At 71.7% G+C, this 14,824-nt stretch carries 10 protein-coding genes; 1 reads left to right on the top strand and 9 read right to left on the bottom strand.

The window, feature by feature from the left end:
* Positions 1 to 71 precede the first annotated feature (71 nt).
* The 9 genes from Q2K16_RS18820 to Q2K16_RS18780 form a co-directional block, all read right to left on the bottom strand.
* Positions 72 to 1,550, bottom strand: a complete 1,479-nt coding sequence (locus tag Q2K16_RS18820; RefSeq protein ID WP_302738888.1) for a poly(ethylene terephthalate) hydrolase family protein — start codon at positions 1,548 to 1,550, stop codon at positions 72 to 74.
* Positions 1,551 to 1,751: 201 nt separating this feature from the next.
* On the bottom strand, positions 1,752 to 2,810 hold the full coding sequence (locus Q2K16_RS18815) for a polysaccharide deacetylase family protein (protein WP_302738887.1): 1,059 nt from the start codon (positions 2,808 to 2,810) through the stop codon (positions 1,752 to 1,754).
* 218 nt (positions 2,811 to 3,028) lie between these two features.
* Complete coding sequence (locus Q2K16_RS18810; RefSeq protein WP_302738885.1) at positions 3,029 to 4,561, bottom strand: M20/M25/M40 family metallo-hydrolase; 1,533 nt, start codon at positions 4,559 to 4,561, stop codon at positions 3,029 to 3,031.
* Positions 4,558 to 5,280, bottom strand: a complete 723-nt coding sequence (locus tag Q2K16_RS18805; RefSeq protein ID WP_302738884.1) for a thioesterase II family protein — start codon at positions 5,278 to 5,280, stop codon at positions 4,558 to 4,560. The genes Q2K16_RS18810 and Q2K16_RS18805 overlap by 4 nt, the downstream gene beginning before the upstream one ends.
* Complete coding sequence (locus Q2K16_RS18800) at positions 5,277 to 7,052, bottom strand: non-ribosomal peptide synthetase (protein ID WP_302738883.1); 1,776 nt, start codon at positions 7,050 to 7,052, stop codon at positions 5,277 to 5,279. Before Q2K16_RS18800 ends, Q2K16_RS18805 begins: the two co-directional genes overlap by 4 nt.
* Positions 7,042 to 10,329, bottom strand: a complete 3,288-nt coding sequence (locus Q2K16_RS18795; RefSeq protein ID WP_302738881.1) for an amino acid adenylation domain-containing protein — start codon at positions 10,327 to 10,329, stop codon at positions 7,042 to 7,044. The genes Q2K16_RS18800 and Q2K16_RS18795 overlap by 11 nt, the downstream gene beginning before the upstream one ends.
* Positions 10,326 to 11,138 (bottom strand): class I SAM-dependent methyltransferase, encoded by an 813-nt coding sequence (locus Q2K16_RS18790; RefSeq protein ID WP_302738879.1) that lies wholly within the window; start codon positions 11,136 to 11,138, stop codon positions 10,326 to 10,328. Before Q2K16_RS18790 ends, Q2K16_RS18795 begins: the two co-directional genes overlap by 4 nt.
* Before the next feature lie 26 nt (positions 11,139 to 11,164).
* On the bottom strand, positions 11,165 to 12,241 hold the full coding sequence (locus Q2K16_RS18785; RefSeq protein WP_302738878.1) for an ornithine cyclodeaminase family protein: 1,077 nt from the start codon (positions 12,239 to 12,241) through the stop codon (positions 11,165 to 11,167).
* Positions 12,238 to 13,242 (bottom strand): pyridoxal-phosphate dependent enzyme, encoded by a 1,005-nt coding sequence (locus Q2K16_RS18780; protein WP_302738877.1) that lies wholly within the window; start codon positions 13,240 to 13,242, stop codon positions 12,238 to 12,240. The genes Q2K16_RS18785 and Q2K16_RS18780 overlap by 4 nt, the downstream gene beginning before the upstream one ends.
* Positions 13,243 to 13,489: 247 nt before the next feature.
* On the opposite strand from Q2K16_RS18780, the gene Q2K16_RS18775 reads away from it, so the two are divergent.
* Positions 13,490 to 14,767, top strand: a complete 1,278-nt coding sequence (locus tag Q2K16_RS18775) for an MFS transporter (protein ID WP_302738876.1) — start codon at positions 13,490 to 13,492, stop codon at positions 14,765 to 14,767.
* The last annotated feature ends 57 nt before the right edge of the window (positions 14,768 to 14,824 follow it).

Below are 14,824 nucleotides of genomic sequence, written 5' to 3'. Positions count from 1 at the left end.
TGCCGGTGCCTCCCCCCGTACGGGAGACACCGGCACGGTGATCGGTCACCCGGCCGGGGCCGGTCGGACCGTCAGGTCAGCGGCGTCAGGGTGAACCGCTGGTTGGTCTGACCGTGACAGTCGTAGAGCTGGACCTGCGCCCCGTTGGCGGTGCTCCAGACGTCCAGGCACCGCCCGGACTGCGCGCTGCTGATGGTGCCGTTGGCGTTGACGTTCCACTGCTGGTTGCTCTGGCTGTGGCAGCCGTAGATCTGGACCGCCGCGCCGTTGCCGGAGCCGGCCGCGTCCAGGCACATGTCGCCGTACACCCGGAGTTGCTTGTTCGAGGTGTACGTCCACGACTGGTTGGCCTGCCGGTTGCAGTCCCAGAGCTGCACCCGGGTGCCGTTGGCGCGGGAGGCGTTGGGCACGTCGAGGCACCTGTTGGACTGCGCGCCGACGATCAGGCTGGCGGCGCCGGGCGGGTTGCCGGTGGGCGAGCCGGTCGGCGTCTGGGACGGGGTCGGGGGCGGGGTGTCCGACGGCGTCGGCGGCGGGGTGGTCGGCGTCGACGGCAGCAGCGGGCAGGTGCTGCGGTAGCTGACCACGCCGTTGTTGTCCGCCAGCGGGCAGAGGAACTGGCTGTACCGGGCGTCGTTGTCGACGAACATCTTGAGGAACGGCAGCATGGTCCGGATCAGCACCGGGTTCGACCGGCCGACCATGAACCCGTGGTCGGCCCCCGCGACCTCCAGGTAGGCGCTCTCCGTCGTGGTCGGGAGGCTGTTGTAGAGGCCGGTGGCGTAGGACGGGGTGACCACCGTGTCCGCCTGCCCGGCGAAGACCATCGTGGGCACCCGGTCGTTGGCGAGGTTCGACGACGGCGAGTACGGCGCGATGCCGACCGCCGCCTTCAACGCCGGGCGGCGCAGTGCCGCGCTCAGCGCCCCGCCGCCACCCATCGAGTGACCGGAGACGGCCAGCCGGTTGGGGTCGATCCGGTCCCGCACCGGGCTCTGCTGGACCAGGTAGTCCAGCGCGGCGAGCAACTGGGTGCCCCGGGCGGTGTCGAAGTCGTTGCGGCTGTTGGTCTCGATGCCGATCACGACGAAGCCGTGCGAGGCCAGCCACGGCCCCATCCAGGCCAGCTCGACGGAGAACAGCGCGGTGTAGCCGGGTGAGATGGCGATCGCGCCGAAGGTGCCCTGGCTGGTGTCAGTCGGGTAGTAGATCCGGCCGCCGTTGAAGCCGTACCCGGTCGGGACGGCGACCGAGGTGTTGGCGAACGGGCCGTTGACGGATGCGACGCTGCTCCGGGTGGGGTCAGGACCCCGCTGGTACGGGTTGTCGGCGGCCGACGCCGTCCCGGTCGCCACCGTCATGGTGAACAGGCCGACGACGGCTGCGGCGATCCCGGCTGCGGCGAGCGTGACCAGCCTTCCCCGCCGGCGGGGGGAGACCCGGGCGGGGTGGGGCTGCTCCGGTGGCGGGGAGTGCGGTGCGTGTCCTCGCACTGTCGGTACCTCCTGGTGGTGGGTGGTCCGTAGCACGCTGTTAACGTTCACGGTCATCGATGGAATTCAGGTTGGCAGGTAATCCCGGGGTTTTCAACCGGTAGTTTCGGGCAGGGGGCCCGATAGTTTCGGAGCCCGACTCGACGCGTGGTGACGCGGCGGCTCTCCCCGGACGCCACGGAGGCGTCCGGGGAGAGCCGATGGTCGGGGTGGACCGAGGGGCCGGGCGGCCCCGGTGACCCGCCAGCCGCCCGTCGGTCAGCCCGTGGTGCAGGAACGGATCTGCGGCCTGGCGCTGCTGTTGCCGTTCATCATCGTGGTGAAGCCGAAGGTGTTGCCGCTGCCGTTGGACCGCACCGTCATCACGTAACCGGAACTGTCCCAGCTGGGGGTGCCGTTCCAGGTGGTGTTGACCCGCTGCGGCGCGGTCAGCGCCACCACCACCGTCCAGTTGCCGCCGCCCTGGACCGTCACCGAGGTGTTGTACCTGTCGCCCCACACGTTGGGGTACGTCGCCGTCGCGGTGCACCCGCCGCCGGCCGGCGGAGTGGTCGGGGTGCCGGTGGGCGGGGTGGTCGGGGTGCCGGTCGGCGGGGTGCCGTCCGGGGCCACCGCCCGGCCGGTGCTCGGCGAGATCATGCCCGGGCAGAGGCCACGGCTGTTCAGGTTGGCCACGATCTGCGGGATCGCGTCGCGGGTGTTCTGGATGCCGTCGTGCATCAGGATCACCTGGCCGTCCTGGAGGCGGCCGGCGTTGGAGACGATCTGGCTGACGCTGGCACCGTTCCAGTCCTGGGAGTCGACGTCCCAGATCACCTGGCGCATGCCGAGTGACGAGGCGACCGACTGGAGGGTCGAGTTGGTCTCGCCGTAGGGCGGCCGGAACAGTTGCGGCCGTACGCCGGTCGCCGACTGGATCGCCGAGTTGGTCTGGGAGAGGTCGGACTGCATCTGGCTCTGACCCATCGAGGTCATGTGCGCGTGGTTCCAGCTGTGGTTGCCGATCCACATGCCGGCGTCGACCTGGGCCCGGGCGGCGGACGGGTTGCCCTGGACGTTCTGCCCGACGTTGAACATGGTCGCCCGGACGTTGTTGGCGCGCAGCACGTTCAGCAGCGCGCCGGTGCTGCCGGTCGGACCGTCGTCGAAGGTGAGACCGACGTAGCCGGTGCAGGCGGCGGCGCTGGACGGGGTGGCGGAGACCGCGACGCCGACGGCGCCCAGCGCCACGGTGGTGGCGAGCACCGCCAACCGGACGGTCAGCCGGGCGGCTCGGGAGCGGGACGGGCGGCCGGTGCCGCCGGTGCTGGAGATCATGCGCAGGTCCTCCTGGGGACGGTGCTACCTGGGGGCGCGGGATTCAATCGAGAAGCGTTGATGTCGCTGTGAATCGGAGTATTGCAGCGGCATTTCGAACGCGTCAACGACTTTCGGAAACTTTCGGAAACTGGGATCGCCCAGGGCACCGGCCGTCGACAGAGACGTCGACCGCCCGGTCACCCTGGGGCGACCGGGCGGTCAGGCGGCGGTGAGGGTCAGATCCGCAGCGTGTCGAGCATCCGATAGACCAACTCGGTGCCGGTCCGCAGCGCGTCGACCCGGAGGCGTTCGTCGTTGCCGTGCATCCGGGTGACGGTGTCACCGTCGACCACGTACGGGTACAGGCCGTAGACGGGGATGCCGCGATCCCGCCACGGACCGGCGCTCGTACTCGCCTCGAACTGCGACGGCACGGTACGCACCCCCGGGTACACCTCGCGCGCCGCGGCCTCCCACATCCGGAAGACATCCGTGTCGGTACGGGACTCCGGACGACCCAGATCACGGCGTACCCGGTCGAGCAACTCCTCCTCGGTCTGTCCGGCGGCGGTCACCAACCGCAGCTGCACTTCCTGCCGGCCCAGCAGGCGGCGCAGGTCGGCCACGACCGTACCCGGATCGTCCCCGTCGGGCACGAAACCGATCCGCACGTCGGCGACGGCGGTGGACGGGATGATGCTGGAGTAGTAGCCCGCGCTCTGCCCGACGAAGGAGAGCGTGGTCCGCAGCAGCGAGTTGTGGATCCACGGGTGACTGCTCAGCCGGACGACCTCGGCCCCGAAGCGGTCGCGCTCCCGCTGACCGGAAGCACCGACCAGGCGTCGGATGGCAGTGGCGAACTGGGGATCGTGCGTGGCGTCGGCGAGCACGCCGAAGTAGTCGCGCACCAGCCGGGGCAACCGTACGGGAGCGCGGTAACGCGACAGCACGCCCAGGGCGTGCCCCAACCGGGAGATCGCCGACTCCTCGTCGGGATGGGACGAGTGGGTGGCGGTGCCCGACGCGACCACCTGGGCCAGCAGGGACGTCCGGTCGCGGACGGACAACGACGCCAGCATCGGGCTCACCCCGTCCCGCTGGGCGAGCAGCCAGCCACCCTCACTGATCGCCACCCCGGCGGCCACCTTGTCGTAGTGGTTGTCCACCAGCCACCGCGCCCCGTACGGCCCGCCCTCCTCGTCGCAGTCGGCGAGGTAGATGACGTCCCGGTCGAACCGGGCACCCTCGCGGACGTGCCGGAGCAGCGCCGCCATGAACGCCGAGCCGGTGCCCTTCATGTCCACCGAGCCCCGCCCGTAGAGCCAGTCGCCGACGATCTCACCGCCGTACGGATCCCGACTCCAGTGCTCCCGTTCCACGGTGACCACGTCGGAGTGCGACATCAGCAGCAGCGGCGGGTGTGCGCCGCTGCCGCCCACCCGGGCGATGAAGTGGACGTTGTCGGCCTTCGGGGTGGGAATGAACTCGGTCGGCACCCCGACGGCCTGCCACTTCGCGGCCAGCATCTGGGCGAAGGGCAGGGTCGTCCCGCCGGCGCCGGTGTGCGAGGTGTCGTGGCGGAGCATCTCCTGGGCCAGCACGACGGGATCGGTGCCGTCCCCGGTGGTCGCCGTGCGGGGCGCCGCGGCGGCGGCACCGCTCACCGGAGCACGGGTGCCGGCGGACGCCGTCGCGACGGGACCGAGCAGACCGCCGCCCGCGCCGGCCATGCCTGCGCGGAGCAGTCCGCGCCTCGACAGTGGGGTCATCGTGTCTCCTCCAGCATGCGGCTCAACAACCAGGGGCCGTGGACGTGGTGCAGAAAGTGCCCGCCGTCGACCGTGTCGAGCGTGCACCGGTCGGTGGTGGCCGCGCGCCACCCCCGTACGACCTCCGGCGGGGCGATCGGATCGGCCGTTCCGGCGACCGCCAGCACCGGTGTTCCGACCGGCGTGGCGTGCCGGCCGTCGTAGCCGTCACCGAGTTGCAGATCGGTGATGACCGGTGGGAGCACCAGCTCGGCGAACTCGGGGTGCGTCAGTAGTTCGGGATCGGTGAGCCCCCACTCGACGACGAGCGCGCCGACCGCCTCGGGCGAGCGGTCCGCCGGGGTGCCCGGGTAACAGGCGGGAGGCACGGCCGCGATGACCGTCAGCAGACCCACAGGCGTGTCGGCGGCCTCCAGTGCGCGGCAGGTCTCGAACGCGAGCAGACCGCCGAGACTGACCCCGGCGAGGAGGAGACGCCGTGGCCGACGCTGCCGGATCGCCTCGACCACCGCGTCGACGAACTCCGCGACGGTGCCGACGGGCGGTTCGCCGAGCCGCGTTCCCCGCCCCGGCGGGCAGACCGCGAGGGCGGTCACGGCGGGCGGCAGCACCTCGCGCCAGGGGTGGAACGACATGCTGCCGCCGCCGCCCGGTGGGAAGCAGACCAGCACCGTGCCGGTGTCCGTAGCGGCCCCGACGGGCCGTAACCAGAGGCTCACGGCTCGTCCCCTGGGGTGAGGATGCCGGCGACACCGGCGACCGTCGGGTCCTCCAGCAACGCGCGCAGCGACACCGGCGTGCCGGAGACCGCCTGGAGGCGGGCGGCGAGCCGGACCGCCAGCAGGGAATGGCCGCCGGCGTCGAAGAAGTTCTGCTTGGCGTCCTCCGGAGGCGCCCCGAGCACCTCGTGCCAGCATCGGACGGCGATCTCCTCCGCCCGGGAGGCCGGCCGGTAGGTGCGCGCCGGGCCGGTGGCGGCGGTGGCCCGGACGATCAGGTCGGCCAGTGCCCGCCGGTCCAGCTTGCCGTTGCGGCCCCGGGGGAGGGCGGGGACCGGCACCAGCCGGGCGGGTACCAGATAGTCCGGCAACTGGTCCCGCAGTTGGACACGAACGGCGGCGACGTCCAGGTCGTCCTCGGCGGTGAGTCCCGCACTCAGGACCGGCTCCCCGTCCTGCGTGACCACACACGCCCCGGCGGCGGTGACCGGCGCGATCCGGGCCAACGCGAGTTCCACCTCCTCCAGTTCGACCCGGTAACCCCGGATCTTCACCTGGTTGTCGGTCCGTCCGGTGATCTCCAGTAGCCCGCCGGGCTGCCAGCGGCCCTGGTCCCCGGTACGGAACAGCACCGGGCCGTCGGGCGGCCGCACGAAACGCGCCGCAGTCGTCTCGTCGTCGTCGAGGTAACCGAGGGCGAGCGGTGGACCGGAGACGCAGACCTCTCCGGTCACCCCGGGCGGCACCGGCCGCAGCGCCCGGTCCCGGACGGTGATCGTCGCGTTCGCGACGGGTCTGCCCACGGGCACCCGGGTGGCCGTCGCGGGAAGGAGCGCGGTGTCGTATGCGGCCGTGTTGGAGGCGGTCTCCGTCATGCCGTAGAGGTTCAGCAGCCGTACGCCGGGCAACGTGGCGTGGAACCGACGTACCAGTTCCGGGCTCAGGGTGTCGGCACCGCTGGTGACCAGCCGCATCCGGTGGGCGAGGCCACCGGCGCGTTCCGCCTGGTCGAGCAGCCCGGCGATCAGGTGCGGGGTGAGGTAGAGATGGGTGATGCCCTCGGCCGTGATGGCCTCGGCGAACAGGGCCGGGTCGAGCACCTCCTCGCGGGCGAGCACGACCGACCGGACGCCCTGCAACAGCCCGCCGAGCATCTCCCAGGGAGCGGCGACGAGCGACGGCGACTTCTGCACCGCGACGGTGGCGTCCGGGGGGAAGGGGTGGTCCCGCCACATCCACTCCAGCCGGTTGAGCACCGACCGGTAGCCGATCCGGACGAGCCGGGGAGCACCGGTCGTGCCCGACGTGGGTGCGACCTGGAAGACCGCCGGATCGTCCCCGCCCGACGTCGAGGTCCACCGGGGCACGGGACCGGTCGGCGGTTCGCCGACCAGCACCCGGGGCACGTCGAGGGTCGGCAGCCGGTCGAGGTGCGGCCTGGCCAGCAGGCAGACCGGGCGGGCGAGCCGGGTCATGGTCCGTTGCCGGCGTACCGGGGTGTCCTGGTCGAGAGAGAGGTAGCCGGCACCGACCCGGATCACGGCGAGCACCGCGGCGACCATCGCCGGCGACCGGTCGACGGCCAGGGCCACCAGGTCCCCGGCACGGATGCCGGCGGCATCGAGTTGGTGTGCCAGCTGGCCGCTCCACCGGTCCAGCTCCTCGAAGGTGACGTCCCTGCCCTGGTGGCGCAGGGCGACCTCGTCGGGTCGGAGCGTGACCTGGGTGTCGAAGAGCGCCGTCAACCTCGCGGCGGTCGGGTCAGGTGCCATGGCTGAATTCCTCCAGGAGCGCACGGTCGGCGAGGGGCAGCAGGTCGATCTCCGCGACCGGGGTCTGCGGCGTGCGTACCAGGGCGTCAAGGGCGAGCAGGGTGCTCTCCAACAGCCGCCGGGCGGTGTCCGCGGCGACGACGTCGACGTGGTGCGCGAGCTGGACCAGCAAGGTGTCGGCCGGGTGGGCCTGCACGTAGAGGGAGCAGTCGTACTTCGTGAACCCGGTGTCCAGCTCGGTGAAGGCGAACGTGACGCCGGCCGCCTGCGCCGGCCGGACCGGATAGGTGAGCTGGTTGAGCATCGTCTGGAAGACCGGCGTGTGTGCGGTGCTGCGGTCGACGGTGGTCAGGTCACGCAGCATCCACCCGAACGGGTACGCCGCCGCAGCGTACCCGGCGACCACCCGGTCCCGAACGGCGAGCAGGTACTCCCGGGCCGTGTACGTGGGGTCCAGCGTGATTCGCAGCGGCAGCATGTTGATCAGGAACGCGACCACCTCGGTCTGCTCGGCATGCTCCCGGTTGGCGATGGGTGCTCCGACCACGATCTCGTCGGAACCGGCGTAGTAGCCCAGCGCCAGGGCGTACGCGCCAAGCATGATCATGAACGGGGTGCCGCCGATCCGCCCGGCGAGATCACGCATCCGGGCATGGGTGGCGGCATCGACCACCGCCTCCACGATCTCCCCCCGGTACGAGGGGTGGGCCGGACGTCGGTCGGGGTTCGGCAGTTCCAGGACCGGGAGCGGCCCGGCCAACTGGTCACGCCAGTACCGCCGGGCCCGGTCGAGTCCACCGTCGGCCAACGCGCGTTCCTGCCAGTCGAGGTAGCGGTCGTAGCGCAGCGCGTCCCCCGGCGTCGTCGGGCTGTCGTACAGCTCGGCGAGCCGTCCGAACAGGATGGTCGCCCCCCATCCGTCCAGCAGGATCTCGTGCATGGTGACGAGCAGCCGGTGTTCCCCGGGTGCCAGCCGGAACAGGTGGACCCGCAGGGCCGGCGCGGCGCGCAGGTCGAACGGTTCCGCCGCGACGGCGAACGCGGCGTCACGGAAGCGCTCGTCGCGTTCGTGCGCGGGCAGGGTGGTCAGGTCGGTGAGCCCGTCCAGAGGCACCGCCCAGTGCGGGAACTCGTGCACCGGGCCGGCATCGTCGTCGACGAAACGGGCGAGCAGGATCGGGTTCTCGTGCAGCAGCGTCTGCCACGCCGTCGACAGCCGGCCCACGTCGAGCGGGCCGACGAGCCGCAGCGAGCCCTGGTAGCTGTAGTACGGATTGTCGGGCGCGAGCCGCCAGTGGAAGTAGACGCCGCTCTGCTGCGGGGTGAGTGGACGCCGACGCACCTCGGGCACGGACGGCGCGACCGTCGGCCGGGGCACCTCCCCGACCGCGTCGAGGCGCTCGGCCAACCCCCGCGGAGTCCCGCCGAGCAGGACGTCCCGCAGGGACGCCAGGTAACCGTCGTCGCGCAGCCGGGCGATCAGTCGGACGGCGAGCAGCGAGTCACCACCGAGGACCACGAACGAATCGTCCCGGCCGACCCGCTCGGCACCCAGCAGTTCCGCCATCGCGGCGGCGACCAGTTCCTCCCGCTCGCCCTGTGGGGTCACGAAGGTGGTGCCGGGGACCGGCGTACCGGTGGCGAGCAGGGCGTAGTCGACCTTGCCGTTGGGGGTCAGTGGCAGGGCGGGCAGGACGACGAAGCGCTGCGGCACCATCGGCAGCGGCAGCCGTTGGGCGAGGTGGTCGCGCACGTCGAACTCGTCGAGGTCGTCGCCGTGGGGGCAGAGGTACGCGATCAACCGGTGCCCGGTGGCGCCGTCGAGCTTGGTCTCCCGGGCGACCAGGGAGCCCTCTGCGTCGGTCTGGAGCACCGCCACCGCACAGGCCGCGACGGCGGGATGGGTGCCGAGCACCGCCTCGATCTCCGACAGTTCCATCCGGAACCCGGCGATCTTGACCTGGCGGTCGACCCGCCCCCGGTACTCCAGGAGCCCGTCGTCGGTGACGACGACGGCGTCTCCCGTGCGGTAGAGCCGGCCGGTGGCCGTGTCGGCGAACGGGTCCTGGAAGAACGCCTCCCGGGTCCGCTCCGGGTCACCGAGGTAACCCCGGCCCACACCGACACCACCGACGAAGAGTTCCCCCACCTCGCCCTGTCCACAGGACGACCACCGGGCCCCGTCGTACCGCAGCACGTAGAGGGCGGTGTTGGCGATCGGCAGGCCGATGGGCAGGTGCGCCACGTCCGGTCCGGGTGAGCCGACCTCGCAGTGGGTGACGTCGTCGGAACACTCGGTCGGCCCGTACGCGTTGAGCAGCCGCACCCCGGGCCAGCTTCGCGCGCAGCGACGTGCGGTGGCGGGTGGCAGCTCCTCGCCGGTGGCGAGCAGCCACCGCAACGACGGTGGTGCGGCCCCGTTGCGATCCACCTCGTCCAGCAGCAGCCGCAGGATCGTGGGAACGACCTCCAGGACGGTGATCCGCTCCCGGACGACCGTGTCCAGCAGCCGTTCGGCGTCGTGGGCCTGATCGTCGGGGAGCACGTGGACCTCGGCCCCGACCAGCAGCGGGGCCAGCATCTGCCACAGGGAGATGTCGAACACCAGCGGCGCGGTCTGCGCGACCCGGTCGGCCCCGGTGAGTGCCAGGTCGTCCACCTTGGCGTGGAGGTGGTTCATCATCCCCTGGTGCTCGACCACGGCACCCTTCGGCAGGCCCGTCGAGCCGGAGGTGAACAGCACGTACCGGGGCTGGTCCGGCGTCGGCCGGGAGGGGTGGGGCAGCGGTGGCCGACGCGCCGCCTCGACGAGGGACAGCGTCTCGACGTCGGACCCGGCCGGGGGCCTGGCACCGGAGTGGAGCAGGAGTGCCGCGCCGGCCCGGTGCAGCACGTCCCGCAGGCGCAGCGGCGGCCAGGTGTGGTCGACCGGCAGGTAGACCGCGCCGATCAGCTCGGTGGCGAGCAGGGCCGCGACGATCTGCACGCCGCGTGGCCCGCCCACCGCGACGACCGTGCCACCGCCCACGCCGTGTTCCACCAGGGCCGCGGCGATGCGCCTGGTGAGCAGGGCCAGTTCCCGGTAGGAGGTGGTCGTGTCCGGGTCACGGACCGCGACGGCGTCGGGCCGATCGGCCCCGTCGACCCGGGCGAACACGCCACCAGCCAGGTCGTACGCCGCCTCCCGGGTCAGGGCGCGGGCCACGGCGAGTCGCCGCTGCTTCTCGTCGATCGGCAGGGACGGCAGCTCCCCGGTCGTCAGCAGGGTCCCGATCACGACTGCTCCGTCCGGCGGCCGACGACCTCCAGGTACTCCACGGCGAACCCGCGGCCCCGGTCGTCGTCGACGAGGAAGTCCTCGCTGATCTCGACCAGCTCGGCACGGAGCTGCGCCCATCGGCTCGGCGGCGAGATCGACCGGCGGGCCGCGATGAACGGCCCGAAGCAGGACTCGAAGAAGGCGATCAGGGCCTCGGCGTCGGGGTACGGGTACCACAGGGTGCGACGCTGCGTGGTGAGCTCGAAGTACCGTCCGAGCAACCCGGTGACGTACCGCTCGTCGCCCCAGAGCATCGGCTGGCCGGTCTCCTCAGGTGGCGCCGGAAAGTACGAGGAGAGCGCCTCCTGGAAGTGGGCGGTCCAGCTGCGGGGCGTCCAGTTGCACATGCCGAGCTGCCCGCCGGGCCGGCACACCCGGGCCAGTTCGGCGGCGACGACGCCGTGCCGGGGGGCGAACTGGATGCCGTAGGTGGAGGTGACGAGATCGAAGTCGCCGTCGGGAAACGGCAGGTCCTCACCGTCGCCGGCCAGCAACGTCAGCTCGACACCGGCCTCGGCCGCCCGGCGACGACAGTCGTCGAAGAACTCGTCGGTCAGGTCGAGCCCGGTGACCAGCGCACCACGGGCGGCGGTCAGCAGGGCGACGTTGCCGTTGCCCGTCGCCACGTCGAGGTGTCGTTGCCCGGGGTGCACGTCGAGCCGGTCGACGAGCCGCACGGCGCCGGGATCGAGCAGCCGGGCGACCCGGGCGTAGTCGCCGTACGACCACATGGTCCGATTGACCTGCTTGAGGTCCTCGTCAAGCACTGGTGGGTCCTTCCTGTTCTCGGCGGTCACACCGGCAGTCGCCGGCCGAGGCCCACGGCCAGCGCCCGGTCCTGGACCCGGGCTGCCACGGCGACGTCGAGCACGGCCATGCCGAAGGGGTTGCTGAGCACGATGTCGGTGTCGCGGGTGCGACCCGGCACGTCGCCGACGATCACGTCGCCGAGTGACCCGTCCACCCGGCGTGCCTGCGCCCGGGGGACGCAGCCGGGGTGGTGTCCGCCGTCCGGGGCGAGCAGGGTCCCCTCCCGGTACATCCGACCGAGCAGTCGACGGTGGTCATGGCTGACCAGGCTCCAGTCGTCGACGAGCACGAGGTCCGCCTGTGCCACCACGTCGGGCAGCACGTCGTCGAGGGAGACGTGGGCGACGAGCGCCCCCGGGCGTAGCCAGTCGAAGGGGAGGTATCCCTCGGTGACCGTGGTGGTGGTGACCACGAGATCGGCCTCCCGGACGCACTCCCGCGCGTCGGCGGCCACCCGGATCTCCAGGTGCGCCGTGTTCGGCTCGCCGCGGGCGGCCTTCGCCAGCAGTTCCGCCCGTTGCGGATCGGTGTCGAAGACGGTGAGCGCCGCAAGGTCGGGGCAGGCGTCCGGCAGGAGGGCAAGGTGTGCCTTGGCCAGCGTCCCGCAGCCGATCAGCGCCATACTGGTGACCCTGGCGCGACCCAGGTGACGGGCGCTCACCGCAGTGACGGCGGCCGTCCGCAGGGCGCTGACGTACGCGGCTTCCATCAGCACCGTCGGCCGGGCCGTGTCCGGGTCGAACAGCAGGGTGAAGCCCTGCGACCGGGGGATGCCCCGACCGACGTTGCCGAGGCTCCCGTTGATCGTCTTGAGTCCCACCACCCAGCCGCCGTCCCGGCGAAGCCCACCGGGCATGGCCAGGCAGCGGGCGGAGTTGCCGGCCGAGTCGGGCCAGCCGAGGTACGCCTCGTCGGGCAGCAGCGTCTCGCCCCGGGTGTGCGCGACCAGTGCCTCCTGCACCGCGCCGACGACGTCGACCTGCGCGCAGCACGCGGCGACGTCCGCCCGGGTCAGGTAGAGGAAGTCGGCCCCCTGGTGCTCGTCCGACAGCCAGCTCACGTGTCCCCCCTTTCGAAGAGGATTCCGTCGGCCCGTAGGCCGTCCATCCGTGCCTGGACCGCGTCGAGGATGTGGTGGTGCTCCAGCCACGAGTCGTCGTAGAAGGTGCCGAGATACCGCTGCCCGCCGTCGGGGCACAGACACACCGGTCGGCGGGGCGGGAGGGGCCCGCGCAGGTCACGCAGGCAGGCATGCAGGGCGCTCCCGCTCGACCCGCCCACCAGCAGCCCGGTGTCGACCCGCAGCAGCCGGCAGAGCGCGAAGGAGTCGGCGTCACTGATCCGCATCGCCTCGTCGTACGTGCCGGGGGTGAGGAAGCTGGACCGGCGGCTGGCGCCGATCCCGGAGAGCAGCCGCTTCCCGGACCGGTCGCCGGTGACCAGCGATCCCTCGGCGTCGACAGCGACGATGCGGACCCCGGGCGACGCGGCGCGCAGGTAACGGGAGATCCCCGCCAGAGTCCCCCCGGTGGAGACCGGGACGTAGACGGTGTCGAGGTCCGGGGTCTGGTGGAGCAGTTCGGGGCCGGTCTGTTGGAAGTGGGCCGCCGGGTTCGCCGGGTTCTCGTACTGGTTGCCCCACCGGTACCCGGGGTGACGCGCGCAGAGTTCACCGACCGTACGGAGCCGGTTGAGCAGGTACCCGCCGTGGCCGTCCGGCTCGTTCACCACCACCAGCTCGGCCCCGGCGGCGGCGAGTGAGCGGCGGATGTCCAGCGGGGTGTTGAGGTCCACCACCGCGACGAACCGGCATCCCCGCAACGCCAGCAGCCGGCACAGGGCCAGCCCCAGATTGCCCGACGTGGACTCGACGACCACGTCGCCGGGGCGGAGCGGTTCCTTCTCTTCCATTGCTGACAGGAGCGCCGCGGCGGTGCGGTCCTTGGTGGAGCCGGTCGGATTGAACGATTCGAGCTTGAGGCGGATCGGGACGGTGGTTCCGGGCAGATGCACGAGCAGATCGACCGTCGGCGTGACGCCGACGGTCCCGGCGGATAGCACTGGCGGCTCCCCGTGACGATTAGGTGGTGGAGGGGGGCCTTCGGTGAACAGTTCGCCAGATCGGGGGACGGACCTACTGACGATCACTTTCCATGATGGTATGGTCACTCACCGAAGTCGATCGGACTCTTCCACAACGAATCGATCCACGTCAAGACGGTACAACCGGACAGATATAGCGATCTCTTCCTTCAAATGCTGAAAAGAAGAGGTCTGGAGCTGATCGCCGACCGGGAGGAATGACGCTGTGACGACCCGGTACGAGCGGCTCGTCGAGTGGTGGCACGGCACCGGGCAGGGCTACCTCCCCCGCCTGCTCGGCGCGGCACTGACCGAGTGGGTGGGCACAGGTCTCTTCGTGGCCGCGTCGGCGATCTACCTCGTCCGGATCGCCGGCATCTCCGAACGCGCGGTCGGCCTGGGCATGACCCTGGCCGGTCTGGGCGCGATGCTCACCGTCGTGCCGATCGGCATGCTGGCCGACCGGTACGGGATCCAGCGGTCGCTGATCGCGGTCTGCCTGTGGCGTGCCGCCGCCACCGCCGGCTACGCCTTCGTCGACGGCTGGTTGTCGTTCGTCCTCGTGACCACGGCCGTGGTGGTCGGTGAACAGGCGGCCCACCCGCTCACCCAGGCGCTCATCGGCGAACGCACCGCGGACTCCCGACGCACCCGGGTGATGGCGGCCCACCGGACGGTCCTGAACATCGGCATCAGCGTCGGCGGCCTGCTCGCGGTGGTGCCGCTCACCCTCGGCACCCCGGCAGCCTTCCGCTGGTCGTTCGTCGGCACCGCCCTACTCTTCGTGGTGGCAGCCGGCCTCGTCGCCCTGCTGCCCGGCACCCCACGATCCCGGTACGCCGCCCCGGCGGGCCGACTCGCCGCGCTCCGTGACCGCCGGCTGCTCGCGTTGACCGCGTACGACAGCGTCGCCACACTCTGGCTGCCGATTCTCAACGTCGCCCTTCCCCTCTGGGTCGTCGGGCACACCGACGTTCCACCCGCCCTGGTCGGCATCCTCTACGCGGTCAACACCGTCACCGTCACCGTCCTCCAGATCCCGATGAGCCGGTTCGTCGACGGCACCCGGGCCGCCCAGCGCTCGTACTCGGTCAGCGCTGCGCTGTTGGCGCTGACCTGCGGGACCTTCGCTCTCGCTCCGGGGCTGCCCTCGGCCGCCACCCCGGTCGCCCTCGTCGTCGCCATCCTGGTGCTCAGTCTCGGCGAGCTGTGCCAGGTGAACGCGGCCTGGACACTGTCGTACGCGGTCGCCCCGACCGCCCGTCGCGCCGAGTACCTCGCCGCCTTCGGGCTGGGGCGCAACAGCAGCAGCCGCCTGTACGGGCCACTGCTCATGACCGGAGTCGTGCTGGCCTGGGGAACCGCCGGATGGCTGATGCTCGGCGTGCTGTTCGTCGTCGCCGCGTTGGTTCCGTTCCTGCTCATCCGGACGATCCGGCCGCAGGAGCCCGCCGGCACCCACGCTGCCGAGACCCCCGCCGGCCACGTCGACGCGAACGCCTGACCGGCGGGACAGTGGAGCCGTGGACACCGTCGCGGAGCTGACCATCGTCCGGCACGG

Source organism: Micromonospora cynarisoli, from assembly GCF_030518815.1.
GTDB classification, from domain to species: Bacteria; Actinomycetota; Actinomycetes; order Mycobacteriales; family Micromonosporaceae; genus Micromonospora; species Micromonospora wenchangensis.
Note: the sequence above shows the minus strand (reverse complement) of the source record. Positions and strands in the feature narration are given on the sequence as shown.